A 252-nucleotide genomic window follows, 5' to 3' on the forward strand; every position below is an offset into this window, starting at 1 on the left:
CAGCAGCAGGATGTCCGGGTCCGAGAGCAGGGCCGGGGCCAGCAACACGCGCAGCTTCCAGCCCGGCGCGACCGCGCACATCGGGCCCTGGTGCAGGTCGGTGCCGATGCCCAGGCCCAGCAGCAGTTCGCCGGCCCGCGCCTCGGCCGAGTAGCCGACGTATTCGGCGACCTTGCCCTCGAGCTCGGCGGCCTTCATGTAGTCGTCGTCGGTCGCCTCCGGATAGGCGTAGATGGGGGCGCGTTCGGCGAT

The 252-nt window shown here is 71.4% G+C and carries 1 pseudogene; it reads right to left on the reverse strand.

From position 1 onward, the window contains the following. Positions 1–252, reverse strand: a pseudogene (locus KVT32_RS30810) (ABC-F family ATPase); the annotation flags it as partial.

Origin of the sequence: Achromobacter sp. GbtcB20 (assembly GCF_019091095.1) — a bacterium.
GTDB lineage: Bacteria > Pseudomonadota > Gammaproteobacteria > Burkholderiales > Burkholderiaceae_B > Achromobacter > Achromobacter mucicolens.